The organism is Geobacter sp. DSM 9736 (assembly GCF_900187405.1).
GTDB lineage: Bacteria > Desulfobacterota > Desulfuromonadia > Geobacterales > Geobacteraceae > DSM-9736.
The window spans coordinates 702,043-728,480 of sequence record NZ_LT896716.1 but is presented as its reverse complement, the minus strand read 5'-3'; the positions used below and the strand labels follow the sequence as shown (position 1 = coordinate 728,480).

Below are 26,438 nucleotides of genomic sequence, written 5' to 3'. Positions count from 1 at the left end.
TCAGACGTTGATAAAACGCTTGAGAGACGTGAGACTGCCGAGAAACCCCAGCACGACCCCACCGGCTAAAATACCGCCGAGATGGGAAACCGGGAGAAACACCAGACCGGCACGCGAGGGGTCGAAGCTGATGAAATTGGGCGCGTTGTGAAGAAAACCGAGGTAGCAGCCGCCCAGGACCACCAGCGCCAGAAGTGCTCCCACTGCCCCCTGGAGAACACCCTCGATCAGAAACGGGGCCTTGATGAACATTCGCGTAGCGCCCACCAGACTTAGGAGTTCAAGTTCCTCTTTACGGGAATAGATGGTGAGCTTGATGGTATTGGAAACGATGAAGACGACGGCTATAAAGAGAAAAGCTCCCAGAAGTCCGCCGACAAGACGGGCGAAAGTGATGAATGAATTGAATCGCTTCACCCACTCCTCTCCGTACTGGATCTCTCCCACCCCGGGAACCCGCTTCAGGTTGGCCACGTAGGCCTCTGTAGCCTCGCTGCTCCGACTCCCCCGCTTTAGGGTGATTTCCAAAGCTGCCGGTAGAACCTCAGGCGTCACCCCCGCCAGCAGAGCCTCCTGCCCCTTGAGGCGCGAGCGGAACCTGCGCATCGCATCTTCCTTGCTGACAAAAGCGACACTATCCGTACCGGCGATGGCCGAAACCCGCGACTTGAGTTGTCCGAGTTCCGCGGCATCCGGTTCCTGGTCCAAATAGACGGTTACCTGAACGCGGTTGCTCCACTTAGCGGCAGCCCCTTCGAGGTTCACGTAGAGGAGCAGAAAAAGGGAGAAGATGAGGAGAGCAAGGGCTATGGTGCCTACAGCCACGACATTGATGAAGACATTCTGCCGCATGTTCGCCGCTGCGCGGGCAAAGAAGTAGCCGATCCTTCCGGACCCGGCCCCGTTACGGGCGGCTTTCGGTTTCTTGGGCACGTTACTGCGCGGCATGAGAATCCTCCACGACCTGTCCCTTGTCTAGGACTACCGTCCTGTAACAGTTCGCCTCGGTAAGCCGCCTGTCGTGAGTTGCAACCACGACGGTAGTGCCCCTGATGTTGGCCTCCCTGAAGATGGAGAGTATCTGCTGCTTGTTATCCTCGTCGAGGTTACCAGTAGGTTCGTCTGCCAGAAGGATTTTCGGGTCGTTCACCAGGGCACGCGCAAGGGCCACCCTTTGCTGCTCCCCTCCTGAAAGCCGCAGAGGAGTGACATGAAGCTTCTGCTCCATCCCCATCTGCTTCAGGATGTGATACACCTTTTTCCCGATTTCTTTCTTCCCCCAGCCTAGCACCTCCAACGTAATCGATACGTTCTCAAGAACCGTTCGATTGGGAAGCAGCTTGAAGTCCTGAAAAACGACGCCGATGGTGCGACGCAGGGCGGGGATCTGCGAGCGTGAAAGCCGTGAAAGATTTTGCCCGTCCACTATAACCTGGCCGCGGGAGGGTTCCAGTGCACCATAAACAAGCTTGAGAAGGGTGGATTTCCCGGCGCCGGAAACACCGGTAAGAAAGGTGAAATCACCTTTTCTTATCGTTAGATTGACTCCGTTGAGTGCAGCGGCGTCATTCTGATACGACATCAAAACGTTATGAAAATGGATCATGATCTGTCTTTATAGTTGGCTGACGGATGAAGGGCTACCACTGACCGTACGGAATACCGTTGGAACCGACGAGGGAGGAGGTGCTTTTCACATCGTACACGTTGCCGAGGCCCTTTTCCTCCGAAACGACCTGCCCCAGATCAGGGGGTGGCATGACGTCCCACTCGGGTTTCCCTGTAATGGGGTCGTTAGGAATCGACTTCATGTACTTTTTTTCCACGAGTTCGTCAAGGCTGTCGGGGAACTTCCCCTGATCGGCGAAGAACTGGTCAAGGACGTTGCGCATGTTGTAGAGGTTTTCACGGAGCACCGCCTCTTTGGCTCTGATGATCCCCCACTTGTAGTTAGGTACCGCGATGGCGGCTAGAATGCCGACGATCGTCACCACTATCATCAGTTCGATGAGGGTGAAACCTTTCTGTTTCTTCACCAGCTTGTTCAGTATCATCGTGCCTCTTTTTATCCAGCCGTAACCGGTAAGACTACCATTCGTTGTATTTGGTCCCGTCGATGGCGGTGTCTTCGCTCAGAGAGTAGACATCGTAAACGTCTTCCTCACCCCATATGGTGCTGTCCGGCTTGTCCGTATAAGAACGCAGACCCCATTCCGGCTTCTCTCCAGGCTTGGGAGGATTGAAAGGATCGGCGGGTATCCTCCGGAGAAACTTCCTCTTCTGCCCGTCGACTTTTCCGAAATCGTCCCCTTCGACAAGAAGCTCAAGCGTCTTAGGATATCCCGACTCCTTGATGGAAGGGGCCTTTGTTTTGTCCCTCTCCACAGCGTCACGGTACGCCTTGTAATAATCGTCTATCGCTGTGCGGATTACCCGCAGGTTCCGCCGCAGTTCGATCTCCTTGTTCCGCTTGGCGACCAGTTGCGCAGACGGCAGAACCAATGCCGCAAGTACGGACAGTATGGCCATGGTGACGACCAGTTCGACAATCGTCAGCCCCTTGGTATTCAGACGTTTCATGGTTGGTATCGCCGAAGTCCCGGCTATTTTACCTCAACTACCGTGTTATAGGGAATGGTTTCCTGAGCCTTACCCCCGACATCGGAAAGGGTGACGCCCAGGAAGCCGAAGTTTGCAGGTCCCTGGTTTCGAGCCTTGAATAAAGCGCTCATAAGGCTTCCGCCGCCGCTTATGCTCCCGGCATCGGGAGCCCGGTTGATGGTCACCGATACCTGGCCGGTACCTTTGTCGACGGTATTCTGAAAGGTTGTGGGCTTCCCGTCCTGCTTCATAAAGGGACCTTCCGCGGCGCTGACGAATTCGACGAATATCGGGTCGTACACGAAGGTAAATGCCGCCTTGGAGATGCTCGCAGCATTGGAGACCTGAACATCGACCTTGAACTGGTCGTTCTTTTTAATCGATTTCGGCGCTGTGACACTCAGAGCAGCTCTAGGAGCAGGCGGAGGCGGCGCTGAGGGGGAAGCTGCTGCAGGTGCGGGAGGAGCGGCACCCGGTACAGCACCCGTGTCGGACGCAGGAGGCGGCATCTTGCCGGCGTCCGACGGAGAGCCCGGTTCAGGGGCCGGAGCTGCCTGTGGCAGTGCAGGCTGCGCAATTCCGGCGGAAGGCGCAGGAACGGGAGACGGCACCGGAACAGGAACAGGCGCGACAGCAGGAGCAGCAGGGAGCGCCGGCCTCGGAGCTGCAGCCGGAGCCTGGGGAGCGGGTGCCGCCTGGTCCGCAGCAGGCTCCACCTCCTGGAAGGAGGAATAAGATTTGCCCACTGCAGGCTCATCCTCTCTCCCGGACCAGAACGCAGCCACATCCAGCTCGGGCACGGTTATACCCCGCACAATGTGGGGAGTGATGGCCAGAATCAGCTCACTCTTCCTGCCTTCTGTTGAATGATTTGTAAGGAGCGGTCCGATGAGCGGTATGTCCCCAAGGAGGTATACCTTCTGCTTGCTCATCTGCTTGGAATCGTCCACGAGGCCGCCTATGATGCTCGTTTCCCCGTCCTTGAGACTCAGCACCGTGTCCAGATTTCTCGTGCCTATGGTAACAACGGTGGTGCCCCCATCGCTGCCGACATTCTGCCTGCCGATTATGGAACTTACTTCGAGGCTCACCTTCATCGTCACTTCATTGTTCAACTGGACCGTCGGTTCCGCGTTGAGCTTCACCCCTACGTCCACGTACTGGACGTTAACGCTGAATCCGCCCGTGGTAGGTGTGGAGGTTGTAGTGATCGGCACCCGCTGGCCGACATTGAACTTCGCCTTCTCCCTGTTCTTTACCCGGAGTCGCGGGTTGGCAAGAGTCTCACCTTTTCCGAGAGACTTGGCGAAGTTGAATGTGGCATTGGGCACGGTCAGGAATCCGCCGTATCCCCTGTAGCTGAAGAATTGCAGGAGGTTTGAGGGAGTAGTAGAGGTAGTTGTTGTCGTACCTGTACCCGTACCATCTGTCGTTGTCTGAATGGTCGTCGGCAGAGTGTCCGACAGGAACGAGTTCGAACCACTCGCTGCCGCTGCTGCGGATATCGAATACCGCGACAGTCCAAGGCCGAAGTTCTCTTTGTTTTCGTTGCTTACCTCAAGCACCTCGACTTCCAGGACAAGCTCCGCGTCGGGAACATCATTGGCATCTAGGATCTTCTGCGCCACCTCGATGACTTCGGGTGTGTCCCGAATGACGATGGCGTTCATCTCCTCGTTAACGTAGATCTTCTTCACCTGGAGCATGGTCCGTATAAGGTTGACGGCCTTCTTAGCATCCAGCTTGTCGAGAAAGAAAGTCTGTACGTACAGCTCCTCATACTGTTTCGATTTTTCCGGGTTCTTCGGATAGACGATGATGGTGCTTTCGTTTAGCACCTTCTTCCCAAGCTTGTTGATGCCGGTGATGATGTCGAGGGCCTGCTGAAAGGTTGCGTTCTCCAGAAATACGCTGACATTCTGGTCTTTCAGCCCTTCGTCGAAGATGAAATTGATCCCCGAAAGCTGAGAAAGGATGTTGAAAACCTCTTTGATCTTCGCGTCTTTGAACTTGAGGGTGATCGGTTTGTTCGACTTGAGATTGAGCTCGGTGCCGTCGAGCTTCGTCCTCCGGCTTTTCTGGAGACGCTCCACTGCATCCTTCGCCTCCCGGCTTTCGGGATCGAACTCCAACGCCTTCTGGTAGGCACGAATGGCCTCCCTGATCTTGCGGTCCTTCTCCAAAGATACGCCTTCGCTGAAAAAGAACTGCGCATTCCGGAGCTTTTCCGCAAGCTCGCCTTGCTGCTTAGCACGAATAAAAGAAGGATCTAGGGTGAATGCAGTCTGATACTCTCTCAGGGCATCATCGTACTTCTTGTTTTCAAAGAACCTGTCCCCTTTGGCAAAATGTTCCCGAGCCGCCTTCTCGCTTGCCTTGAGAAAACGCAGGCGGTATTCCCCAACATCGGGATTGGCGGCGGCTGCCTCTGCATATTTGACGACGGCGTCGTCCAGATTCCCTTCCCGCTCCAGCTTCTCCGCTTTGTTGAAGGCTGACCTCCCCGCCGCGCAGCCGGAAACGGCAGCAGCAAGGCAGAGCATCAGAACCGATTTCTTTATGAATACCATCAGGGTCCTCTCCTTCATTCGAATACAATGCACATCAGCCTCCCCCCTACTTCCGGGGCGCGCTGAGAGGCTTGTTCTCCACCAGGGGAATGACTATCTCTCCTCCGTCTGGAAGGATGCTTATGCTAAGAGCCTCGTCGGTGATATTGCTTACCTCGTATTTGCCAGCAATTTTATCACCTTTTTTAACCAGGAATATCTCATTGTTACTGGACAGGAAGATCGTCTTCCTGTTGTCCTTCTTCAGGAAACCGAGAAATGTGAACCTCGCCATTTCCCTTTGAACGGGGGTAGGCTCTGCCGCAGCAGGCGGAGCAGGCGGGGGCGGAGATATCGGCGGGGGCGGCGGTACGGGAAGTCTCCTCACCGGTGGGGCGGGAGGGGGTGAGGGCGCAACTTTGGCTTCCTCCCTGAATATCGGCTGGAAGATATTGCGCCGGAAACCGGCAAACGCAGGAGGTGCGGAATCGAGGAGATCCAGGTGCAGCTTGCGGTCGTCCCGTTTCTGTGGTGCTGCGGCAGCGGACTGAGCACCCGCAGCAGGTTTGATCGGCCGTCTTTGCGCAGGAGCGACGGAAGGAGCACCTTTTTTCGTATCCGCGGCTTGCTGCCGGGGCATTCGCCAAAAGCTGTAGACAAGTGACAGTATCAACAGTACGACTAGTATGGCGAGGATCAGCTTCTGCCGGTTCATGTCCCCTCCATACGGAAAATGGCGGTCAGCTGAAGCTTAAGGTCCACGACCTCCTCGGTGGCACGAGGGTTGTTAAGCGCCAGGTTCTCGATGTACATGATGTCGCGCATACGGGAAAGGTCCGAAATGAAGCTTTTGATGCCTGCATATTTACCTGCTACATTGAAGCCGATGGAGAAAGCCAGAAGATTTTTTTCTTCCTTGATGGGAGCCACCTTGTATGTAACGCCGCCGACCTTTAGGGAATTCCCGGCTGCTACTTCGAAAAGCTCACCCACGAACCTCGCGAACTCCTTTTTCGGAGCAATCCGGGATTCCCAGGTGGCCAGATCCGCTTTACCCTGTCGAAAGATGGTTGCAGCATCCTGGGTGATTCCGGCACTTGCCAGTTGCCGTTTTTCCGCCGCCTGGGCCTGAAGGGCGGACAGACGGGGGGCCTGATAGATGGTGGTAAACAGATAAAGGCCAAGATTCGCGATGAGGAGCAGAGCGAGGGCACCGAAGGTCATTTGCCGGGTCTGGACTACCTGTCGGATAAATTCAATATTCATGGGAGCCGCACCTTCGAATCGATACTGAAGCTTATGCCTTGCTGCGTCTGACCAACCTTCACATCCGCCTGGCTTACAAGGAAAACTTCAGCAAAATCCTCGGATCCCTCCAGGTTCTCGAGAAACTGGCGAAGGTTCTTGAAAGACCGTGCAGCCCCGCTTATCTTCAATTTACCGGTTTTCGTATCGGGATCGATTGTCGTTATGGCAATCCCTTCCGGGACCACCCCTTCCAGCTTGTCCAGAAGTGCGGTCCATCGGTAGGTTTTTCTGTCTATGATTTCGTTCGCAAACTTGATCCTGTCCAGCAGAGCCTTGTAGTCCTGTTCCGGAACAGCTCCTGTAAGTTTCCCCTCGTACTGCGCTATCTGACGTGCAGCGATGGATATCTCGCCGGCGTTACGTGAAACTGTTCCGATGTTGAAGACAAGAACAAGGCCGAGAACGGCAAAGGCCAACGCAATGGCCACGTTGAACTGCCTGCGGTTGAGATAGGTTCGCGATGCCAGGTTAATCTTTAGCCGCATCAGAAGCTCCTCACCGCGGCACCCAGAGCCGCAGCCAGTGAAAAGAGACCGGCTCTGTCCGCCGACGATTCATTCTTGAACGTAACCAGTCGCCCGACATCGAGCAGGACCGGCTCCTGCGCAAGCGCTTCGGCTACGACCGAGCCGAACGATTCGGCATCGAATGGTGATGCGATGTAGAACACTTCGCCGACACTGAAATTGGGAAACTTGTCATTATAAACCAGCAGAGAGCTGTTTATCTCCCGGTAGATTCTGTTGGCATCGCGCATGCCACCCGGAATTTCCTTGGCGCGGTAGAAAGTGAGAACGCCGCCGTAAAAGATGAGGATACTCACAATCTCGTCATAGCAGGTGAGAAGTGCGGCGTTGTCGGCAAGATCAATTCGCTTGGAAAACAGGCTGTACAGATTGAAGGTAGTGAAATCTATCCTGCCCGGCTGAAGGCCGGCCTCACCCAGCAGATCTTCATACTGGTGAAGCACGGTGCGGGAAATCAACGAGACGAGCGCTGTTACCTCTCCGGTTTCCTTTTCCTGAAGGATCTGATAGTCGAGGTGGGCATCGCTGATATCGAAGGGGAAGTTCTTCTTCAGCTTCCACCTGATCAGATTGGCCCCCTCCTCCCTATTCTTCACGCGGGTTTCCAGGTCCACCAGCATTACACGACCGATGGAATCGGGAAGCGAAACGGAAACCTGCTCAACCTTCGTCAACAGCCGCAGATAAGTCTCACGAACCGTGGCGACGAAGCCGGCGGGGTTCAGCACGTTCTGCTCCCTGAGCGAAAGCTTCAATGTGTCGCCGCCGAATGAGCCGTTAGAAAAGGAATCGACCCTGATCCTCTCCCGGTCTCCCATGATGGAGACCATCTTGACCCCTTCCTGGCATATTTCGAGTCCGACGGCTTTGCGGGAAAATAACATCGCTTTACCTGTGAAATGGTTGAGTCTGCCCGGTTCGGGCAGGTCCGCTGTGACTAAGACGGCGGGCGGCGTACGTCACTCTACGAAGGTGACACGGTTGATTTCCCGCAATGTGGTCTCTCCCGCCAACACCTTTTCCACCGCCGATTCACGCAGGAATACGGTTCCGGCTTCCGAAGCTGCCTTCTTTAGCTGGAGTGCGGAGGATTTTGTAATGATCAGTTCCCGTATTTCATCGTTAAGATCGAGAAGCTCGACGATTGCCGCCCTCCCCCGATAGCCTGTACCGTTGCAGTCGTCGCACCCTTTTGAATCATAGAAGGTCACCCCCCTGCAGCGCTCGGGGTCTATTGCCGACTCTCTGAGCGTATCATCTGAAAGCTGCACCGGGTACTTGCATTTCAGGCAAAGCTTTCGCACGAGACGCTGGGCCATGACGCAGTTGAGGCATGATACAAAATTGTAAGGGTCGATTCCCATATGGATGAACCGGCCGAGGACATCGAAAACGTTGTTGGCATGTACGGTTGTGAAGACGAGATGGCCTGTGAGAGCTGATTGTACGGCGATCTGAGCTGTTTCAGGATCACGGATCTCGCCGACCATGATTTTGTCCGGGTCGTGACGCAGTATCGAACGCAACCCTCTGGCGAATGTCAGTCCTTTTTTCTCGTTTACCGGAATCTGGACAATGCCTTTCAGCAGGTATTCGACCGGATCTTCGATAGTTATGATCTTCTCTTCACCCGAATGAATCTCAGTGAGAGCTCCATAGAGCGTAGTGGTTTTACCGGATCCCGTTGGTCCTGTGACGAGCACCATGCCGTAAGGTTCGCGAATCATCTTACGGAAACGCTTGATTTCGCGTTGCGCCATTCCGAGCGTTTCGAGTGTCAGCCCCTTCAGATCTGTGGCGATGCTTTCCTTGTCGAGGATACGTATGACCGCGTCCTCACCGAAGGCGCTCGGCATGATCGAGACGCGGAAGTCGATGGATTTGTCGCTGATCCTGACCTTGAACCTGCCGTCTTGGGGAATGCGCCGCTCTGAGATGTCCAGTTCGCTCATGACCTTGAGCCTGGAGATGATGGGTCCCTGAAAGTGGAGATCGATGGGGTCCATCGCCTTGTACAGTACGCCGTCGATCCGGTATTTGATAGAGACCCCCTCATGGGCGGTTTCTATGTGGATATCGCTCGCTCGTTTGGTCAGGGCGTCTAGTACGGTGGAGTTCACAAGCTTGATGATCGGGCTGGTATCGGCGGTGATCTTCTCCACCGACAGAATTTCCTCCCCTTTCTCGGTCTCCGTCACCAACTGGAGCATGAAGTCTTCGGAGACTTCCTTGAGGACCCGGCTGGTACCCTCCCCTTTCTTGAGAACCTGGCCGATCTGGCTCGCGGTCGCGATCTTGAAAATAAGCGGACGATCAAGCAGCAATTCCAGTTCATCCAGTTTGACTACGTCAGTTGGATCTGAAATGGCGATAACGAGCGCGTCCCCCTGTTGCTCTATGGGGACGAACTGAAACCTGTACATGATGTCCGGGGTGAGCGAGTTCATGATGCTTTCCGACAGGCGAAAGTCCTGAAGATCGATGAACTCGAGACCGAATTGCTCGGCGAGGGTCCGCGACAGAACCGTCTCGGTAATGAGACCGTCATTCAGGCATATCTCTCCGAAGCGGCTGTTGGTAACTTTCAGTTTGTCGATAGCATAAGCGAGCTGGGTAGGAGTCAGATCCCCCTTTTCCACCATAATGTCGCCCAGCTTTTTTCTTCTGAAAGAGAAACTCATTATGTCTGCCTATCCTACGGTACCGGCGATCTTGAAGATCGGAAGGTACATGGTAATGATGATTACGCCAATGACAAGTCCCATGATAATCATGATGGCTGGCTCGATGGCAGTGGTTACGAGATGAAGGCTACGGTCTATCTCCTCCTCGAAATAGTCGGCTATGTCGCGCAGCATTTCTTCAAGGGAGCCGGTTGTCTCGCCGACTCCGATCATCCTCAACGCGAGGGGGGGCATGATCTTGACACTCTCAAGCGCGGAGGATAGGCTCACCCCCTCCTCCACCTTCCCCACAGCAGTCAGAAGTTTTCGTTCCAGCATCTTGTTGTTGAGAGTACCGACTGACATCTTCATCGATTCGACAATGGGAATCCCGCTTGCCATTACAGTCCCGAGAGTTCTCGCAAAGGCGGTGATAGCGTACTCGGTCATCATCTTCCCTACGAACGGCAATCGCAGCTTGAAGCTGTCAACGATGAAGCGGCCCCGCTCTGTCCTGCTCCAGCGGCGGTAGAGGGCTGTTCCGACGATAGCCAGCACAATCAGAATGGGTAGCAAGCGCTTCAGGCCCGTGGCAAAACCGATCAGCATTTGAGTCGGCACCGGAAGTTGCGAGCCGGATCCTGAATAGATCTGACTGAAGGTCGGCACGACATATACGAGCAGCATGCCGATGGCCAGGGTGGCGACCACCAGCAGGATCGCCGGATAGAAGAGCGCTGAAATGACCTTCTTCCTGAAACCCTCGGTCATTTTGATGAAGGCGATATAGCGCCTGATGGTCTGAGGCAGGTCGCCTGTGCGTTCACCAGCCCGGATTGAGGCAATATACAGATGAGAAAAGGCTCCGGGATGCTTTTGGAAGGCATCCGACAGCGCCGTGCCCCCTTTTACATCCTCTCTGATGCTGCGAAGTATCTCGACCAGCTTCCCCTTCTCTCCGCGATCGAGAATCGTATCAAGAGCCTGAACAATTGGGAGACCCGCCTTAATGAGGACAAGCAGTTCCTGGTTGAAGGTAAGGAGTGTCTTGTTGTCGATTTTTCTTCGTGAGAGGCCCTTATCCCAAAGAAACTGCAGCGGTTTCTTTTTCACCTCGAAAACGAAGTAGCCCTGTTCCTCAAGACTTTCCCGGAGGATTTCCTGGCTTTCGGCCTCGACTTCCCGCTCGATGATCTTTCCGTCGGCCGAACCGATTTTGCAAACGAAGAGCGACATAACGTACTTGTTTAACACAAAGATTGTGAAATTAAAACACAAAACCACAGATTGACAACCTGTGGCTTTATAGATTTTCCTTAATTTTCAGAACGTTGCATTATCGATCGTGGCAAGATAAACACAGCTTCATGTGTGAAAAGCGGAGGTGAAACTTGTTTTGATGCTGTTCGCTCGTTTTTATGTGCATGTTATGACATGTTATTGCGCAGGTTATTTTTCCTTCAGCGTCAAGCGGAAGATTCTCCCTGTTTTTTTTAGGAGACTTGCCCACCCCGTGACCGAAGTCTATGTCATGACATTGCCAGCACACTTCGTTGTAGTCCAGCCGCATCTTTTTCTTGGTGGATGAGAACGTAAACCAGCTTTTCAGGTCCTCCTCCGTTGCCTCGTGGCAAAGATCGCATTTCGCCGAGTCGTTATGCGGATATGTCGTCACCTGAGAACCGGGCGGTGTTTCCTCTCCGGTTACAGGCATTGAGATCATGAGAGTGACGAACATCAGAAGCAGCACCTTGTGCATGCATTTCTCCAGTTATCAGTATGATTTCGGGTTATGGTTTACGCCATGGCATGTAAGATAGCATTCACCGCGGAAACTCCCTACACCTTTAGATACGTACTTGAGCAATCCGGCTGAATTGGTTGATACCACTTCAGGATTGAACTTGATCAGATATTTGTTTTCCGTACTGCCGTGAGAGTCATGACAGGTGTGGCAGGATGTACCCGCAGCAGTTATTCCACCACCCTTGCCCCTTATATGGAGAGAATGCTGCTTGAAGCTTTCATCGCCGAGGATGCTTGAGCGGCTATGGCACCGATAGCAGAGCGCGTAGGCGAAGCTGCTTTCGGTTTCGTTGTCACGAATGGAGAAGTTGTCAACCAGTATAAACTGGTTGTTGGATCCATGAGGCCCGCGTGGAGAGGACAGACTGTCACTGCCGTGACAATCGCTACAGCTTATTGTTGATATGTCCCCCGCATTCGTCTTCTTCTCCCGGAACGGGCGCAACAGACTCACGACAGCTGTATTCTTCCCCTCCCCCTCGACAGGATGATACGAAGGGTTGTTAGTGGAAAATTCCACCTGCTTGTTTTCGTAACGTCCCGGCAGATTGGCACTCTCGCCATGGCAGCGGTAGCAGAGTTCGGACTCTTTAGTAATGCTGGTATAAGTGTTACCGGCCCGCTTTCCCCTGATACCGGCATACTTGTTCTCTGAAGAAACAAGGTGGGGGTCATGGCAGTCGACGCAATCTGCATGGCGAGGCGCCCTCGGATCGATTTCAGGAAGAACTTCCTTGCTGGAGTGCACACCACGCACATCAAAAGTAGGATGCCTGAATGTCTTGCGAAATTCCCGCTCGATATTTTTGACCTCAGCTCCCTGGCTCCCTCCCCCCTTGTTATCTGTATCGCCGTGACAAGAGGTGCATCCCGTCAAGCCTCCCCCTGACTTGAAATTGAACCCTACATGGCAGCTTCCACATCCGAAAGGGAGTTTCTGCCGGTCAAGGTGAGGGGGCGAAGAAAAAGAATAGGCAGCACGTCCGGTACTCGGAAATGCTATGAACAGGAATACCAACAGAAAAATTATCTGCTTCATCGAATCTGTGCTCCGAGCAGCCTCAGCTTTACCGGAAAGGCGAAGAGGTCAGATTATGGCAAGTAAGACAAACAGCATCATGATCGGTTATCGCATTGCCCGTCGCACCATAGACCCAGAATGGAGCTATTTTTCGACCGTTATTGGGCGGAATTGTATATACCTCCTCGGTCGACTGGTTCTGATGTGGGTTGTGGCAAGTGGTGCACTGCATCCGTTCTTCCCGATCGAGCTTGACCTGTGGAAGGGTCGGCAGTGAGTAGCTCTCCGCAGCCTTGACCGGATCACTTTGAATTGCGTTCAAAACTGCAGCATTGTACACAAAGGAGACCGGGTGATGGCCTGACCGGATCTTTTCCGCATCGAAAAGGGCTCGGCCGGTTATCCTGTCATTCGCTCCCATGTTGATCGGTCCGCCAGTCAGTATGTCCCCGAGTGAAACACCACCTGCCGTAACGCCATCGTGGCAACTGAGGCACAGCCTCGACGATCCCGTCGGCTCCCCATAACTGGAGGGAACACCCGCACGACTTATGACGAGCGTAGACGATGAATAGTGTCCGAAGGTGGCAGTAGGGTCCTTTCTGTTCCAGAGGGTTGTTTGCGGGCGGGAATTGTGCGGTGTGTGGCAGAAGATGCATATCTCACGGCCGCGTGGATCGCTTGGATCGGCTTTATACGTAACGTTTGTATTTAATGAAGACAGGTTATGCTTGTTCCCGCCTGTCATGTCGGATATCTTCGGGCCCGCCGCTCCGCCGTTGGAAACGGAAACAGTCAATGCGAAAACAGCGGCCGAGCATCTGATAATCCATTTCACGGCTTGCCACCTTCTTTCAAATACTGAAACAACTGAATCCGGTGGTTAAAACTATCGGCTATGAAGATACGATCTTTACCATCAATATGAATCCCGCTGGGCAAGAAGAACTCCCCGGCACCCCTTCCGCTTTTTCCGACAAAGAGGAGCAACCTCCCCTGCCTGTCGAATATCTGAAAGTTATCATGGGATGCATCAACGACATATACATGTCCATCACTGTCTACCGCGACACCTTTAGGGCGGGAAAACGAGCCCGGACCATCGCCTATCTCACCAATGGTGGATAGGAAGTTGCCCTCATGATCGTATACACGCACGGCGAAGTTCATCGTGTCGGTTACATAGACATTGTTTGCAGAGTCTACGGCAACGTTGGTGGGAGAAGCAAGGTCGATACCACTGCCTTTCCTGGGAAACTCGCCCATGAAGCGGTCGTCCTTCCCGAAAACGTAGATGGTATTACCAAGGACATCGACTACATATTTTTCACCACGTACATTGATTGCTATTCCGGCTGGACGTTTAAAATCCTTTTCACCGGACAGTTCCTTGAGAAATTCTCCAGATCTGGAAAATATAAAGACTTTTGCAAGGCGAGAATCGGTCACAAAAAGACGGTCTTCGCCATCGACCGCTACTCCGACCGGAGTGGCCAGCAACTGGTCACCGGCATGGCTTATTATCGATACCTCCCGGCGGAGAAGATCATAACGGTGAACGATTCCCGCTGACGAATCTGCGACGTACAAGCCCCCTTTGCTGTCGGTCGCTATACCGTAGGGAGTACCGATCTCGGTCTTCAGCCGGCTGTCGCCGGTTATTGTATCCATAAGATTCTGGACCTTCCCCTTTTCAGGCAAAACTTCATCAGGATGCGCTATTGCACGGAGGTACACGATGCGTGGAGGATCAGGGGGAGAAGGCCAGGCAAGAGTGAATCGCGAATCACGAAGCTCAAGCGGGGGAACTCGGAGACATCCGGTAAGAAGCAGTGATATTGAGCAGAATAAAAAGAATCTCAATGGCATAACTTCTCCGGGATCAGGAATTGAGCATCCCCGTAACCCATAGACAGTAAAACAGCACTATGATCGTTCCCCAAAGAGCTGCGGGTCTGCCGTTGAAGGTATCCCTTCCGGAGAAGGATTTGATGATGAACCCGGCAGTCGCGACTATCCAGCCCCAGAAACAGGTAACGCATACAAAAGCCCAACCCTCGTGAATCATTTCACCCCCGCTCCGGAAGGCATTTCCTGAAAATAGACCCCAGTTTAAGTTTCCACACCATTACCACGGCTTCCCGAACGATCCGTTTCGACATCTTGGAACTCCCTGCATGGCGGTCTATGAATATTATGGGTATCTCCCCTATGCGAAACCCTTTTTCCATACACCTGTAATTCATCTCTATCTGAAACGAATAGCCATCAGACTTTATATTGTTCAGGTCGATTGCTTGAATCACCCTTCTGCTGAAGCACTTGAAACCACTGGTACAGTCTGAAATGCGCAAGCCGGTTATGACCCGTGTATAGATGCTGGCAAAGTAGCTAAGCATAAGGCGTCGCAATGGCCAGTTAACTACGCTCACGCCATTGAGGTACCGCGAACCGATAACCAGGTCATACTGCTGCATTTTCTCGATAAATCTAGGGAGCATTGCGGGATCATGCGAAAAATCTGCATCCATCTCAATGATGAAGTCAGCTCCGAGAGTCAGTGCTTCCTGAAATCCACGTCTATAAGCGGAGCCCAATCCAAGTTTGCCTTCGCGATGGATTACGCGAACCCGCTTGTTCTCCGAAGCCAAACGGTCCGCCATGATGCCGGTGCCATCGGGAGAGTTGTCATCGACAATGAGAACATGAATGTCCGGATGCTGCGCAAGAACCTCTTGAACCAGGTTCTCTATATTGTCTCGTTCGTTATAGGTTGGAATTACAACGATGGCTTTCAACGGGTCAGTTCCTTCCCGAACAGCAGCAAAGATGGACGCTCGAAGGGTGGTTTTACGCACTTAAAATCATTAGTCGCAGCGAAACCAAGTCTAAACGATTTGATTGCGCGAAGTCAAGGAAAGGGGGGACAGGAGCATCAAAAGCAGTTACCAAAAAAAAAGACCATGAGCTTGAACTCATGGTCTTTGACTGGCGGGGTCGACGGGGCTCGAACCCGCGGCCTCCGGCGTGACAGGCCGGCGTTATAACCAACTTAACTACGACCCCAGAAATTGCTGATGAAGATGATCTTTTAATACATTTTGCTGCAAAGTACAACTATAAACCTGACATCAAAGCATTGAAGGAATCCCAAGGAGGCTTCCTGAACTTTATAGCTTGGAGCGGGAAACGGGATTCGAACCCGCGACCTTCAGCTTGGGAAGCTGACACTCTACCACTGAGTTATTCCCGCGAGAAGCCTGTAAAACTTATATTAGAGTCGTATGCTTGTCAACTCTATTTTTGACAAAAGCTACGGCATCAGCCTTGTCGTGAATCACCCCTGCACGCTCAGCGTCTCTGACCTCATTGATAATTCTGCCGACTTCAGGTCCTTGAGGCACTCCTGTCAGCTGCATTATTTCCTCTCCCGACAGCAGCTCCTGCCGTTCCGCTTGAACATCACCGAAGATGTAATCAAGGAATACCCGCAAACGCTGCAGCGTCAGCTCTCCTTGCGCGAAATTTAGCAGCAGAAGCTCCACCGCAGCTGGATTGTCGGCAAAATAGCGGTACGTTGCCCTGGTTGTCGGCGTTATGTCCCCCGGCAAGCGCTCCACAAGGCTCGTCAGTACTCGCTCCGTCTTTTTCCCGAACACGAATCGTTTGGCGGCAGCTGTCACCGAGCCGCTCCCTGCTGAAGCCACAACGGGTGCCAGTTTTAAAACTGAAGATCTCACGACTCCGCCTTCGAGATCCTGTGCAAGATATTTCTCAAGTGCCTCTGCGTGCTCCGGCAAAGTTTCGTGAAGCCGAAGGAATAGTCCTTCCAGCGCCCCCGCCACAGTCACGCCTTGGGTCCACACTGGGCCGTTTATGCTCTGGGAACCGAATTGAAAAATGTGCTCCGCCAGCCCCGCATCGCGCATATCGAAAAGAGATGAAGAGACTCCCGGCATTGCGAGCATTTTGAAAATCTCATCCCGTACCCGCTCCGCTGCTACCGAGGAGATTAAAGCCGCCGATTCTTCGACGAGTTTTCGTGTCTCATTCGACATACGGTACCCACCTTCGGCTTTGAGCCGGAAGGCTCGCAGCAGCCGCAGCGGGTCATCCCTGAATGCCGAGTCTGAACAGACCCGCAACTCACCCCTACGCAAGTCATCGATACCTCTCAACGGATCTATGACTTCAGCAGATGAGCCGGTCACCTCGACTGCCATTGCATTGACAGTAAAGTCGCGCCGGAAGAGATCTTCGGTTATCGATCCCTGTAGAGGAGCAATGTCATAGGTCAGAGGATTCCCCTTCCTACCGATGACAACCCGCGACTGCCGCCGTTTTTCATCAAGCGAGAAAAAACTGCCGTCAAGACGACCCGCCAGGAGAGCAGGAAGAACTTCGGCAACATCGTGTCCGACTGCCAGGTCCAGGTCCTTTACCGCTTTCCCGGAAAAATGGTCGCGCAGTGCCCCCCCCACAAGAAACACGCCCCCCCCCACTTCAGCCGCCAGCTGGCGAACACTAGGAAAATGTTCACGCGGAAATATTTGCGCCAGATCGACCTTCATGAACTGCTATCAGGTGGGGATGCGCGGCGGGACCCGTACTGGACCAGTGCCCGATACAGTCCGGATGGAGATGCTTCCACTATGGCAACTTCCTTTCCCAGCCCCCGCTGCAGGTCATCAACGGACAGATCGTCCAGCAGGACCCCCTCTCCCTCTTTCACCATCACGTCGGGAACGAGTATCAGATCACCAGTCTCCCTACCGGAAAGACCTGCAATTATGTCTTTTCCAGATACAAGCCCCGTGACCGTAACGCTCTCCCCAAAGAGAACATTTTCTATTCCGATGGCGGTAAGTTCTGCACCTGTCTTTCGGGACAAGGCGGAAAGGAAGTTTTCGAGAAAAGGGAGGGGCGACATTCCCGTCACGACGGTTACCTTCATTGCGGGAAGAGGCTTGGCTGCAGCAACCACCTCCTCCGCTTCCTCAACGAAAAGCGGTATCATGCCCACCCCGTTCTCCAATTGTGGAAAGTCGCCGTATTCAGCCACCGTGGGAAATGGCATACCCGCCTTGAGAAAAAACTCGTCCGCCAGGAAAAGGAACGGCTCGCCGAGCCGGTTGTGGAGGTCAGACGCCCGAGGCTGCCAGATCTCCAGAAAAGATCGGGCGTACTCTTCTGTCACGGGCTGCAAAAGAGGCAGCCCGCGTCTATGCCTCGTCATACCCACCGGCACCACGGCCAGAGAAGCAACCCGTGGGTAAAGAGCGGCAAGGTCTTCAACCGTCCGATCCAGAGCGTGGCCATCATTGACCCCTGGACAGAGCACGACCTGTGTGTGCATGGTTATGCCTGCACCAGCAAGATCCGTCATGATCTCAAGTATGGGGATGATAGCTTTTTTCCCCAGAAGCTTCTCCCGCAGATGCGGATCGGTGGCATGGACCGAGACATAGAGGGGGGAAAGCCGCTGCTCCTTTATCCTCAGGATGTCGGTGCGGCGGATGTTGGCAAGTGTTACGTAATTTCCGTAAAGAAAGGAAAGGCGGTAATCCTCATCCTTGACGTACAAAGGAGGACGCAACCCCCGGGGAAGCTGATGTACGAAGCAGAATATGCACTTGTTGCCGCAACGCAGGGGCCTGGGGGGTGGGAAGATCAGACCGAGTGACTCGTCCTCCCCCTTCTCGACCTCCATCTCCCACACCTCTCCGTCAGGCTTTTGGACCTCCAGGAGCAGTTCATCTTCCACCGTAAAGTAATTGTAGTCGATGATGTCGCGAAGGCGATGACCATTGATCGCGAGAAGCCTGTCCCCCGTTTCTATTTCCAATTCCTCTGCGATACTCCCCGGAATCACCTTCTCTACCGTCAAACCTGTCATTCACCGCCACCTTCTTGGACCCGATAAAATAAAACCGGAAGCGCTAGAAGCGCTCCCGGCGATGTCTCCCCCTGAACTGGAGTGATTACTGATGGAGCTTGAAAGTACCGTCGGCGGAGGTAATGGTGGAAATGGCATGCTTGTAAATGAGGATGTCGCCCTGTACCTCCATAAGCACGGAGAAGTTATCGAAGGACTTGATGTACCCTTCCATCTTGGCGCCGGACATGAGGTTCACGATTATCTTGATCCTCTCCTTGCGCGACTGGTTAAGGTACTGGTCCTGGATGTTGAATGGTGCTTTTGGCATAACCCTCTCCTTTTGATAAAAAATCAATCACATTGCAACAAATAGTATCAAAGTTACGGGGATATTCAACCCATTTAATTTCAGGGTCCGTGCGGAACCAGGTCATCTGCCGCTTGGCGTAACGCCTGGTATCGCGCTTTACGAGCCTCACCGCCTCCTCCAATCCGTACTCTCCATTCAGGAAGGCACAGACTTGCCGATAGCCGATGGACCTCATGGATTTCTGGTCGGACGAATAACCGGCATGAAGCAGCCGCTCGACCTCGCCGATGAGGCCCCGGTCGAACATCTCATCGACCCGTGACTCGATCCTCCGATAGAGCTCCTGCCTCTCTACGTCGATCCCCAGTTTAAGGCATCGATAATAATTCCCTGAAAAGCGGTGTATGTCCCGGTACTCGGAGATGGGGCGTCCCGTCTGGCAGTAGACCTCCAGAGCCCTTATGATCCGAACCTGATCATTGACATGAAGGCGGGCGGCCGTAAACGGATCGACCTGCGACAAGCGGCGAAGCATAGCCTCCTTCCCTTCCCGTTCAGCGAGTGCGTTCAGCTCGGATCTAATATCTTCATTTCCAGGTGGGGAATCCACAAGCCCCTGGAGAAGTGCCCTCAGATAAAGACCGGTACCGCCCACGAGAAATACGGGAGAGCCGCGCCCGGTTATCTCCTCGATGGCTTTGGCAGCCGCTTCACGAAAATCTGCCGCCGAGAAATTCATGTCAGGAGTGGCTATATCGATCAGATGGTGAGGCACCAGCTCCATCTGTTCGCTAGAGGGCTTTGCAGTGCCTATGTCCATCCCACGGTACACCTGCATCGAATCAGCGTTGACTATCTCACCGCCACAGCGTTGAGCAAGGCGCAGTGCCAGCTCGGTCTTCCCCGATGCAGTCGGCCCGAGGAGGATGACGAGCTTTACCTCAGGAGCAGTTGACGAGTTTTGGCTCATGCTCATGTACGATTGAACATCCGTTCCAGCTCGGAAAGCGCCAGGGTGCGGAAAACCGGACGACCGTGCGGGCAGGTAGCGGAGAAATCAGTATCGTCCATCTGACCGAGGAGCGCCCGGATCTGAGCTTCCGAAAGTGGGTGGGAGCCTCTGACGACGCTGTGGCACGCGATACGGGCAAGGATATCCTCTACTACCTCAGAAAAAGCGCGGCTCTTTCCGAAACTTTGCAGCTCCTCCAGAATATCCCGGAGGGAGCGCAGGTAATCGCGATCAGCTAAAAGTCGGGGAACGCTTTTGACTATCCAGGTCGCACCACCGAAGTGCTCCACGTCATAACCAATCTGCGCCAGATCTGCCGCATGCTCTCCAATGGCTGACGCCTCACCGGGGGATAATTCGACAGTGTGGGGAAAGAGAAGCCCCTGCCCCTCTACTGCATTTGAAGCAAACTGCCGCTTCAGGCTTTCGAAGGCCACCCGCTCGTGAGCCGCATGCTGATCGATGATGATAAGGTCGGTATCGCGCTGACAGAGTATGTAGGCTGCATTGAACTGCCCGATGATAGTGAGCCCCCGGAAAAAAGCCTTGCTATCCAGCTGGCTGGGGAGCGCTTCGGTGCCGGAGCATGACGGCATCACGGACTGTTGCCGCTGAACCGGTACCGCAGGCGGTAGGGGCGCTTGAAGAGAGGGCTGATAAACCGCGAGAGATTCCCTTACTTCGGCTACCCGGGCCTCGGCCGCCTGGGTCGATTTCATGAGTGGTAGGGGGAACGGACTTCTTGTCGCATCCCGTGGCACCCATGGTGTATCCCGCAGGACAGTTTCCACCGCGTTGAGAATCAGATCGTGAACCCGGGCCTGTTCGCGGAAGCGGACCTCATGTTTCGTCGGATGGACGTTTACATCCACCTCCTCGGCAGGGACATCGATGAAGAGTACCACCACGGGATATCGCCCCTTTTCCAGGCAATTCCTGTAACCCTGAAGTATCGCGTGCTGCACGACCCGATCACGGATGTAGCGCCCATTGATGTAGGTATAGATGCCCGATGAAGAAGAGCGGCTGGACCCGGGACTGGCAATGAGACCTCTTACCGAACCTGCACTGCCCTGATGTTCCACTGGATAAAGCGCTGAGGCAAGTTGCCTGCCCAGAAGGGTCGTCGCCCGGTGGCGTAGTTCCGATTTTCCGACGGCAAAAACTGTTCTTCCGTCATTCAGGTAAGTGAAACGGATCTCTGGGCGGGAGAGAGCGAGCCTCGTCAGGAGCTCGGCTACATGACCCGCCTCCGTATCCACGCTCTTCATGAACTTGAGTCGCGCCGGAGTGTTGAAGAAGAGGTTACGAACGGAGATGACAGTTCCGGCAGCCATGCCGCAGGCCTTCACTTCCCTGATCTTCCCCCCTTCGGCGTAGATCTCGGTACCTTCGATCTTTGCTCGCTCGCATGTCGCTAGTGTCAAACGGGAGACCGACGCGATTGAGGGTAACGCTTCCCCCCGGAACCCGAGTGTGGTGAGGCTGAAAAGGTCGGCATCGCTGGAAATCTTGCTGGTGGCATGTCTCTCAAGGGCCAGCAGCGCGTCTTCCCTGGACATCCCGCTCCCGTCATCGGTGACGCGAATGAGCTTCTTTCCGCCTCCCTCTATTTCGACGATTATCTCGGAACAGCCGGAATCGAGGGAATTCTCCACCAGTTCCTTGATGACGGAGGCCGGACGCTCCACGACCTCTCCGGCTGCGATCTTGTTGGCAAGCTGTTCGGGAATGATTTTGATGCGTGTGGCCACAGAAACCTCGACTGGATGATCGTGGCTACCATAGCGTAAACGTCAGGACATTGTAAAGGGGGGGACAGAAAACATTCAGGAGCCGCTTCCGCAATGAAAGCGGCTCCCTGAACTATCGTATGACCAGGTATTCTAACTGCGCCGTCCCTCTTTCAACCGTAAGCACGCCACTCAGAGTGCTCATGCCGACGATTGTGGAATAGGAACTGTCATATCCACCACGAAGCGTAACAGCAATGTCGCGGTCCAAATTGAGTCCTGTTCCGAAAAGAGCATCTCTCAGCCGGAGAATGCCGGCAGGAGGAACTGCACTGTACGCTTCCTGGGGTTCAGGGTACCCGCCGAGTGAGGTCCTGACGAGGTAACCGAAAAGGGCGGTCGCAGAACGGTTTCCGGTCATGCTCACAGTACATTGAGTTCCGTTGGTAGTATCGCAACCGCTCCAGCCGTCGAAGACGGTCCGAGCCGAGGGCACCGCGGTCAGCACCACAGAGGATCCCCAGGGCATTGCTGTGCTGCAATTCGAGGAGCAGCTTCCTCCCGTGGAGTAGGAAACCGTCCCGCTTTCGACAAGGGCTACGGAGAGCTGGAAGGTCGGCCCGAAGGAAGCGGTGACGTTTCTGACCGAGGACATGGCAACGGTGCAAACGTTCCCCGCAACGCTATCACACCCGGACCAACCGGAAAAATAGGAGCTTGCTGAAGGAACGGGGGTAAGGGTCACGGTGGCGAGGCTGCTCACCTGCCTGCTGCAACCGGCCGAGCAGCTATCCCCCGTAGAGAAGCTGACAGTTCCGCTTCCGGTTCCGGAAAAAGCAAGGTTGAGCTGGTTGGCGGGTGCGAAAGTAGCCGCGACCTGCCTCGGGGAGGTAACCGTAACAGTACAGGAAGTACCGGCGGCGAAATCACATCCCTGCCAGTTGTCCAGAATGGAACCTGACACGGCCACCGCATTGAGGACGACGGTCGTGCCACTTGCATAGGTATTGGTGCAGGCGCCGCTGCAGCTCCCACCGACTGAGAAGTTGACGGTTCCGGAACCTGACATGGAAAGGTCCAGCGGATAGCGCTGAACGACATTCAGTGTGACGTTCTTTGCCGAGGACATCGTGACGGAGCAAACGTCCCCGGAAATGGAGTCACAACCAACCCAGCTGGTTATTAAGGAGCCGGAACCGAGGAGAGGGGTCAACGCGACTACCGCCCCTTCTTCCGCCAGATGTGAACAGTTCGCAGAGCAAGCGCTCCCCGTGGAGAGGCTGACCGTGGCACTGCCTGATCCCGCTATTGAAAGATTAAGTGGGAATGCGCGATTGAAGGTCGCAGTGATTGTTCGTGACGTATTCATAGTCACCATGCAGGTAAAACCTGCAAGAGAGTCGCAACCGCTCCAGGCCTTGAAGAGGGATTGGGAATCCGCAACGGGAGAGAGGGAGACGCTGCTTCCTGAGGCAAAAGCCTGGGTGCAACTGGTGGAACAGCTACCGGCACCCGCAAGGTTGACGGTGCCGCCCCCCGTCCCCTGCTGAAAGATGCTCAGAAGCACCGACGGCTGTACATTGTAGCTGAAGGTACGCACAGGCTCCGCATTACCCGTCACGTCTACGGCGAAGCACTTCAGCATGGTGGAAGCAGTCAGTGTTATGGGTTCGGTATACGTGGCCGATGCGGCAGTCGGATCAGTTCCGTCGAGGGTACAGCGTATTGTTGCAGGTTCGTTCGTTCTGAGCACCACCGTCACCGAATCGAGGTATGTTCCTTCTCCCGGTGCCGCAGTCGTCACGGGAGGAGTTGAGTCCTGCAGCAAAAAGACCCCGGAGAGCATCATCGGCAGATAGGGAGTACCGTCCCCCAACTCGCCGTAGTCGTTATTCCCTGTGCTCCAGATGCTCCCGGCGCCGTCGACGACAATTGAATGAGCATCACCGGCGGAAATCGCCGCAACATTAGATATCCCAGGCAGCTGAACTGCTATTAGGGAAGGTCCGGCTCCTCCGAGCTCCCCCGTCATGCTTCCGCCCCACCCCCAGAGTGTTCCGTCCTCCCTAAAGGCCAGGCTGTGGCTGGTTCCGGCAGCGACAGCAGTCACTCCATTCATCCCGACTACTTCTACAGGAAGTGAAGGAGTGATATCCATTCCCGGTGGCTTGACAGTGCCGTCTCCAATTTGCCCAGACTCATTGGCACCCCACGCTCTGATAGTTTTGTCCTGGATACGTGCAACAACGTGATTGTCCCCCGCAGCTATAGCGGTAACGCTGGCTACGGCAGCCTGTATGGGTACTGTGCTAGATGTAAAAGTGCCATCGCCCAGCTGGCCATAGCGGTTGCTGCCCCACGTCCAGACCGTTCCGTCGTCGCGAAGAGCCACGGCGTGGAGGTACCCGGCAGCGATTGAATAAATTCTCGACAGACCGGTCACCCTGACGGGAAGCGGCCTGTCGGTCTTGGACCCGTCGCCGAGTTGCCCCGCATAGTTTCCTCCCCACCCCCACACGGAACCGTCGCTTTTCAAAGCGAGGGAAAACCCGTCTCCGGCCGCAATGGCGATGATTCCGGCAAGTCCCTGAACCTGAATGGGGCTGCTGCTGTCGGATAATGTTCCATCCCCAAGCTGCCCGAAATAGTTGGCGCCCCAGGTCCATACCGAGCCGTCATCCTTGAGTGCCAGAGAATGGTCGGCTCCAGCCGCAACCGCAACGATGTTGGAAAGCCCGATAACAGCCCTCGGCGTCGAGCGGCCTGCGGTGGTTCCGTCCCCCAGTTGACCCGATGCGTTTTTCCCCCATGCCGCGACTGTTCGGTCATTTATCAGAGCTACTGTATGAGCGCCCCCCCCGGCAACCCGGAGTGCCGTCACATTGGGAACCCGCACGAAACCAGGCTTGAAAGTGCTGTCACCGTTACCCAGCTGGCCATTGGAATTGTTCCCCCATGTCCATACGCTTCCGCCTCCGGTTATGGCAACGGTATGACTTCCGCCGCAACCGGCCGTAAGAATTCCGATTAGACTTTCCACCTGCTCCGGAGCCGTACGGGCACCAGTAGTCCCGTCGCCCAGTTGGCCGTGGTCGTTTTCACCCCACGCCCATACCGTCCCGTCGGCCTTTACGGCGATGCTGTGGCCATCGCCGCCTTCGATGACGGTTACGTCTTCCAGCAGTTGCACCTTTCCCGGGAGCGCTCTGTTTGATGTCGTGCCGTCTCCAAGTTGCCCACGGGAGTTATCACCCCACGCCCATACGGTCCCGTCGTCCCGAAGGGCGAGACTGTGTCCGGCACCGGCAGAGAGCGCGACGACTCTGCCTAGACCCGCTACGGTCACAGGCATAGCCGACTCCCTAAACGTACCGTCGCCCAGCTGCCCTCCGGCATTGTCGCCGCACGCGCTGACGGTTCCGTCACTATTAAGCAACAAGGTGTGAAAGCCACCTGCGGCAATAGCGGAAACACCCGACACTCCCGGAATCTTAACGGGAGATTTTTGCCCAGTACTTGTACCGTCACCGAGCTGGCCGTAGCCGTTGTGCCCCCACGACCAAACTGTCCCGTCGGTCTTCAGGATCAGTGTGTGAAACATGCCCGCAGCAACCGCCGAAACGCCTGAAAGCCCCGGAACTTGGATCGGTGTACTGCTGTCGGTGGTCGTGCCGTTCCCCAGCTGGCCGTAATCGTTTCCTCCCCAGGTCCAAACGGAGCCATCCTCTTTCAGAGCCACCACGTGGTCATTACCGGCAGCAATGGCGACCACACCTGAAAAGCCGGGGATAGGCACTGGGGACCTTCTCTCCTCTAAAGATCCTTCTCCCAGTTGACCGCTACTGTTCTCCCCCCAGGAGAGAAGCGTACCATCACTTTTCAAGGCAATGGTGAATCGAGCGCCGGCGGCAATCTGAGGTGTAGCAGCATGAGCTGTGTTAGCTGCCAGGAAAAGAACCGTTGCAAGCAAAGGCACCAACCGCACCGCAAAGCTCCTCCAGCAGCGCTGGAAGGGCACTATCCTGCTCCTGGATTTAGACAGCACATGAAGTGAATCAATAAAAACATCCACGCGTTACATCCTCATCTTTTCATAATGGCTTCAGGGTGTATAATTAGCAAAAGCTAATAACACAACAAAAGGACACCCACATGAAGAACAGCTTGCGTATGATGGGGCTCCTGGTTTTGTTTGCCGCCGCATTTGCAGAAGGAGCCCCCACACCTACCACGGTCCCCGGCAGAATCAGGGGAAGCAAGCATGACCTTTCCACTCTGGATCAGTCCAACCAACGTGCCGAGATCTGCGTCTACTGCCATACTCCGCACAATACGGTAGAAGCGGTCCCTCTATGGAACAGGAACAATCCTTCGGCATACTTGTTCCGGCTCTACAACAGCCCCACCCTCAGTTCCGTCGTGCGCAGCACGCGGGTCATGGAATCTCAGAGCATATCCCTGTTCTGCATGAGTTGCCATGACGGAATAACGGCCATGGGAGACGTGAAAGTAAATCCTACGATTCCCAGCCAAAGAGGTGCTGTCGCACAGGGAATATTCGAGCTTCGCATTCCCCAACGGGCATATGAGAATCCGGGCCTGGGCTTCGACCTCAAGAATTCACATCCCATCGCCTTTGACTACAACCTGGCATACGAGGAAGACGACGGACTCAATCCGCCTTCACATGTAATGACAGCATTCAACGCACTCGCCAGAACCGGCGCGACAAAATCTCAGAATTTCCTCTATGGTCTCGATTCGAACATGTTCGAGTGCGCCAGTTGCCACAGAGTTCATGACCCTGGGAGCAGCGGAAACTTTCTCAGAATCGAAAATGACCATTCCCAGCTGTGCTTTGCATGCCACAACAAGTAGATCCAGGGTCTGCCGTAACTAGCGGGTTCATCATTGGAGTACGGTACCTCTGTCCGGAGTACTTTAACTCTGAAATCCCGCCTGCTCCCTCCGTTTTAACATCTATCAAAAATCCCCACATGTAGAATTCTAATCCTGATGCCGTGCCTGCC

The 26,438-nt window shown here is 54.6% G+C and carries 24 protein-coding genes and 2 tRNA genes; 1 reads left to right on the top strand and 25 read right to left on the bottom strand.

Annotation, left to right across the window (positions count from 1 at the left end; genetic code table 11):
* The 25 genes from ftsX to CFB04_RS03265 all read right to left on the bottom strand — a co-directional run bounded on the left by ftsX (position 1) and on the right by CFB04_RS03265 (position 25,384).
* The gene (ftsX, locus tag CFB04_RS03385; RefSeq protein WP_088533970.1) at positions 1-948 is read right to left on the bottom strand and encodes a permease-like cell division protein FtsX; all 948 of its coding nucleotides are present in this window, start codon (positions 946-948) and stop codon (positions 1-3) included.
* On the bottom strand, positions 935-1,606 hold the full coding sequence (gene ftsE, locus CFB04_RS03380; protein ID WP_088533969.1) for a cell division ATP-binding protein FtsE: 672 nt from the start codon (positions 1,604-1,606) through the stop codon (positions 935-937). The genes ftsX and ftsE overlap by 14 nt, the downstream gene beginning before the upstream one ends.
* 34 nt (positions 1,607-1,640) lie before the next feature.
* The gene (locus CFB04_RS03375) at positions 1,641-2,054 is read right to left on the bottom strand and encodes a type IV pilin protein (RefSeq protein WP_088533968.1); all 414 of its coding nucleotides are present in this window, start codon (positions 2,052-2,054) and stop codon (positions 1,641-1,643) included.
* 34 nt (positions 2,055-2,088) lie between these two features.
* Complete coding sequence (locus tag CFB04_RS03370) at positions 2,089-2,580, bottom strand: type II secretion system protein (protein WP_088533967.1); 492 nt, start codon at positions 2,578-2,580, stop codon at positions 2,089-2,091.
* Between the two features lie 23 nt (positions 2,581-2,603).
* Positions 2,604-5,171, bottom strand: coding sequence for a cohesin domain-containing protein (locus tag CFB04_RS03365; protein WP_088533966.1), 2,568 nt, complete (start codon positions 5,169-5,171; stop codon positions 2,604-2,606).
* 46 nt (positions 5,172-5,217) lie between these two features.
* A complete protein-coding gene (locus CFB04_RS03360; protein ID WP_088533965.1) occupies positions 5,218-5,865 on the bottom strand; it encodes a hypothetical protein in 648 nt (215 codons plus the stop codon).
* Entirely contained in the window at positions 5,862-6,416 is a 555-nt protein-coding gene (gene pilO / locus CFB04_RS03355) for a type 4a pilus biogenesis protein PilO (protein WP_088533964.1), read from the bottom strand. Before pilO ends, CFB04_RS03360 begins: the two co-directional genes overlap by 4 nt.
* Complete coding sequence (locus CFB04_RS03350; protein WP_088533963.1) at positions 6,413-6,943, bottom strand: PilN domain-containing protein; 531 nt, start codon at positions 6,941-6,943, stop codon at positions 6,413-6,415. Before CFB04_RS03350 ends, pilO begins: the two co-directional genes overlap by 4 nt.
* Positions 6,943-7,869 (bottom strand): type IV pilus biogenesis protein PilM, encoded by a 927-nt coding sequence (gene pilM / locus CFB04_RS03345; protein ID WP_088533962.1) that lies wholly within the window; start codon positions 7,867-7,869, stop codon positions 6,943-6,945. The genes CFB04_RS03350 and pilM overlap by 1 nt, the downstream gene beginning before the upstream one ends.
* Positions 7,870-7,944: 75 nt before the next feature.
* The gene (locus tag CFB04_RS03340) at positions 7,945-9,666 is read right to left on the bottom strand and encodes a GspE/PulE family protein (RefSeq protein WP_172825429.1); all 1,722 of its coding nucleotides are present in this window, start codon (positions 9,664-9,666) and stop codon (positions 7,945-7,947) included.
* Positions 9,667-9,675: 9 nt separating this feature from the next.
* Complete coding sequence (locus CFB04_RS03335; protein WP_088533960.1) at positions 9,676-10,884, bottom strand: type II secretion system F family protein; 1,209 nt, start codon at positions 10,882-10,884, stop codon at positions 9,676-9,678.
* A 100-nt stretch (positions 10,885-10,984) separates the two neighbouring features.
* Positions 10,985-11,407, bottom strand: coding sequence for a cytochrome C (locus tag CFB04_RS03330; protein ID WP_088533959.1), 423 nt, complete (start codon positions 11,405-11,407; stop codon positions 10,985-10,987).
* A 15-nt stretch (positions 11,408-11,422) separates the two neighbouring features.
* On the bottom strand, positions 11,423-12,493 hold the full coding sequence (locus tag CFB04_RS03325) for a cytochrome c3 family protein (RefSeq protein WP_088533958.1): 1,071 nt from the start codon (positions 12,491-12,493) through the stop codon (positions 11,423-11,425).
* Between the two features lie 28 nt (positions 12,494-12,521).
* Positions 12,522-13,313, bottom strand: a complete 792-nt coding sequence (locus CFB04_RS03320) for a cytochrome c3 family protein (protein ID WP_088533957.1) — start codon at positions 13,311-13,313, stop codon at positions 12,522-12,524.
* Positions 13,310-14,344 carry a 6-bladed beta-propeller gene (locus CFB04_RS03315; protein ID WP_088533956.1) on the bottom strand — a complete coding sequence of 345 codons (1,035 nt, stop codon included), beginning with the start codon at positions 14,342-14,344 and terminating at the stop codon, positions 13,310-13,312. The genes CFB04_RS03320 and CFB04_RS03315 overlap by 4 nt, the downstream gene beginning before the upstream one ends.
* Positions 14,345-14,357: 13 nt before the next feature.
* A complete protein-coding gene (locus tag CFB04_RS03310) occupies positions 14,358-14,543 on the bottom strand; it encodes a hypothetical protein (protein ID WP_088533955.1) in 186 nt (61 codons plus the stop codon).
* Position 14,544: 1 nt separating this feature from the next.
* Positions 14,545-15,273 (bottom strand): polyprenol monophosphomannose synthase, encoded by a 729-nt coding sequence (locus CFB04_RS03305; protein ID WP_088533954.1) that lies wholly within the window; start codon positions 15,271-15,273, stop codon positions 14,545-14,547.
* 191 nt (positions 15,274-15,464) lie between these two features.
* Positions 15,465-15,541 (bottom strand) — tRNA-Asp (locus CFB04_RS03300).
* Between the two features lie 112 nt (positions 15,542-15,653).
* Positions 15,654-15,728: transfer RNA gene (locus CFB04_RS03295), tRNA-Gly, on the bottom strand.
* Between the two features lie 16 nt (positions 15,729-15,744).
* Complete coding sequence (locus CFB04_RS03290; RefSeq protein WP_088533953.1) at positions 15,745-17,046, bottom strand: CCA tRNA nucleotidyltransferase; 1,302 nt, start codon at positions 17,044-17,046, stop codon at positions 15,745-15,747.
* Positions 17,043-18,371, bottom strand: coding sequence for a DUF512 domain-containing protein (locus tag CFB04_RS03285; protein ID WP_088533952.1), 1,329 nt, complete (start codon positions 18,369-18,371; stop codon positions 17,043-17,045). Before CFB04_RS03285 ends, CFB04_RS03290 begins: the two co-directional genes overlap by 4 nt.
* A gap of 85 nt (positions 18,372-18,456) precedes the next feature.
* On the bottom strand, positions 18,457-18,681 hold the full coding sequence (gene hfq / locus CFB04_RS03280; protein ID WP_088533951.1) for an RNA chaperone Hfq: 225 nt from the start codon (positions 18,679-18,681) through the stop codon (positions 18,457-18,459).
* The gene (gene miaA / locus CFB04_RS03275; RefSeq protein ID WP_088536681.1) at positions 18,641-19,633 is read right to left on the bottom strand and encodes a tRNA (adenosine(37)-N6)-dimethylallyltransferase MiaA; all 993 of its coding nucleotides are present in this window, start codon (positions 19,631-19,633) and stop codon (positions 18,641-18,643) included. Before miaA ends, hfq begins: the two co-directional genes overlap by 41 nt.
* Before the next feature lie 2 nt (positions 19,634-19,635).
* A complete protein-coding gene (mutL, locus tag CFB04_RS03270) occupies positions 19,636-21,429 on the bottom strand; it encodes a DNA mismatch repair endonuclease MutL (RefSeq protein ID WP_088533950.1) in 1,794 nt (597 codons plus the stop codon).
* 112 nt (positions 21,430-21,541) lie between these two features.
* Positions 21,542-25,384, bottom strand: a complete 3,843-nt coding sequence (locus CFB04_RS03265; protein ID WP_231934456.1) for a chitobiase/beta-hexosaminidase C-terminal domain-containing protein — start codon at positions 25,382-25,384, stop codon at positions 21,542-21,544.
* Positions 25,385-25,560: 176 nt separating this feature from the next.
* On the opposite strand from CFB04_RS03265, the gene CFB04_RS03260 reads away from it, so the two are divergent.
* On the top strand, positions 25,561-26,286 hold the full coding sequence (locus CFB04_RS03260) for a cytochrome c3 family protein (RefSeq protein WP_088533948.1): 726 nt from the start codon (positions 25,561-25,563) through the stop codon (positions 26,284-26,286).
* Positions 26,287-26,438: the final 152 nt, after the last annotated feature.